The following is a 2,244-nucleotide window of genomic DNA, read 5'->3' as shown; positions in this document are numbered from 1 at the left end:
GGCGCTGGCGTCGACGGCACGCAGCGCTTCACCGTCAAACGCATCGCGGGCGGCGAGCAGGTCGAGGATGCAGTCGCCGATCGCCACGCCACTGCGCGGCGCCGAGCCGTTGATACTGAACACTCCCAGCGGCAGGTTTTGCAGGGGGAAATCGCCGTGACCGTTGGCGGAAGATACCCAGCTGCGGGCAAGCGTTGGTTGAGTCATGGGTTATCTCCGGTTCGGGTTGAAGGTGACGGGCAGCGCGGCCCAGCACGCGTCATAAGCAGATTGTAGTTGCGGGCAGTCCAGGGCGAAGCGGGTCGGGCGCAGCACTTGGCTGGTCTCGAACATGAACGCCATGGTGTCATCGATCTTGTGCGGGGCCAGCTCGACATTGATCGCCTTGGTGCAGGTCTCGCCATCCGGCCCGTGGGCGCTCATGCAACTGTGCAGCGACGCGCCGCCGGGCAGGAAGCCTTCGGCCTTGGCGTCGTAGGCGCCGTGGATCAGGCCCATGTATTCGTTCATCAGGTTACGGTGGAACCACGGTGGCCGGAAGGTGTTCTCGGCCACCATCCAGCGCGGCGGGAAGATCACGAAATCGAGGTTGGCCAGGCCGTGTACGCTGGTCGGCGAGGTCAATACGGTGAAGATCGACGGGTCGGGGTGATCGAAGCTCACGGTGCCAATCGTATTGAACCGGCGCAGGTCGTATTTGTACGGCACGTTGTTGCCATGCCAGGCGACGACGTTGAGGGGCGAATGGTCGAGCTCGCAGGCCCACAGTTCGCCGAGAAATTTCTGCACCAGCGTCGTCGGCTGCTTGCGGTCTTCGTAGTGGGCAACCGGGGTGAGAAAGTCACGCGGATTGGCCAGGCCGTTGCTGCCGATCGGGCCGAGGTCCGGCAGGCGCAACGCGGCGCCGTGGTTTTCCGCGACATACCCGCGCGCCTGCGCATCCAGCAGTTCGACGCGAAATTTCAGGCCGCGCGGCAGCACGACGATCTCCAGCGGCTCGACTTCCAGCACGCCGAGTTCGCTGGCGATGCGAAAACGGCCCTGTTCAGGGACGATCAACAACTCGCCATCGGCGTTGAAGAACACGCGCTCCATCGAACGGTTGGCGCAGTAATGGTAAATGCTGATGCCCGACGGTTGGTCCGCCCCGGCATTGGCCACCATGCCGACCAGGCCATCGACAAAGTCGGTCGGCTCGCTCGGCAACGCCAACGGGTTCCAGCGCAGCCGATTCGGCGTCACCGCGCCCAGCGGCCCACCCGCCAGTTGCCGCTCCAGTTTGACGAACGCCGGATGATTGGCCGACGGCTGGATGCGGTACAGCCAGGTGCGACGCGCTTCGCTGCGCACCATGGTGAAGGCCGTGCCGGAGAACAGTTCGGTGTACAGGCCGTAAGGGGCTTTTTGCGGGGAATTCTGGCCGACCGGCAGCGCGCCGGGCAGGGCTTCGCTGGCGAATTCATTACCGAAGCCCGACAGGTATTCGAGGTTCATGGATCGTCCTCTGACGGAAGTTGTTTTTATCGTAATCCAGTTACGCATAACGTAATTTGATCACTGTCGACCGTCAAGCTATAAAGACGCCCACTCATCTCTCGGATTCCCGTTGCCCCATGGAAAAGCCCCGCGACACAGGTAAACAAAAAGTCCGCTCGGCCGAAGTGGGCACCGACATCCTCAAGGCCCTGGCCGAACTGTCGCCCTCCACGTCGCTGTCGCGCCTGGCCGAGCATGTGCAGATGCCGGCGAGCAAGGTTCACCGCTATCTCCAGGCCCTGATCGCCTCCGGCTTTGCCGAGCAAAACAGCACCACCAACCATTACGGCCTGGGCCGCGAAGCATTGCGCGTGGGCCTCGCCGCGCTGGGCAGCATGGACGTGCTCAAAGTCGGCGCCCTGCCCCTGGCCGAGCTGCGTGATGAGTTGAATGAAACCTGCTTCCTGGCGGTGTGGGGCAACCAGGGCGCGACCGTGGTGCAGATCGAACCGGCGGTGCGCGCGGTAACGGTGGTGACGCAACTGGGCTCGGTGTTGCCGCTGCTCAGTTCGTCGACCGGGCTGGTGTTCAGCGCCTTTTTGCCGGCGCGAGAAACCGTCGAATTGCGCGAGCGCGAGATCCAGGCGGGCATCGCCCACGCCCTGGCGGACGACCAGGCCTACGCCAGCGCCTGCGAACAGATCCGCGCACGTGGCTTGCACTTTGTGCATGGCCTGCTGATGCCCGGTGTGGATGCGTTGTCGGCGC

General features: G+C 63.9%; 2 protein-coding genes and 1 pseudogene. 1 reads left to right on the top strand and 2 read right to left on the bottom strand.

Annotated features, from left to right (window positions below):
• Both L9Z73_RS29415 and hmgA read right to left on the bottom strand, forming a co-directional pair.
• A pseudogene (locus L9Z73_RS29415) lies at positions 1–207 on the bottom strand (fumarylacetoacetase); the annotation flags it as partial.
• A 3-nt stretch (positions 208–210) separates the two neighbouring features.
• Positions 211–1,494, bottom strand: a complete 1,284-nt coding sequence (gene hmgA, locus L9Z73_RS29410; protein WP_247408390.1) for a homogentisate 1,2-dioxygenase — start codon at positions 1,492–1,494, stop codon at positions 211–213.
• 119 nt (positions 1,495–1,613) lie between these two features.
• Between hmgA and L9Z73_RS29405 the strand changes: the two genes are divergently transcribed.
• Positions 1,614–2,244, top strand: a 631-nt coding sequence (locus tag L9Z73_RS29405; protein ID WP_247408388.1) for an IclR family transcriptional regulator, incomplete at its 3' end; no start/stop codon positions are given.

Origin of the sequence: Pseudomonas emilianonis, assembly GCF_023072625.1 — a bacterium.
Lineage (GTDB): Bacteria > Pseudomonadota > Gammaproteobacteria > Pseudomonadales > Pseudomonadaceae > Aquipseudomonas > Aquipseudomonas paraveronii.
This window is presented reverse-complemented; position numbering and strand designations above follow the sequence as displayed.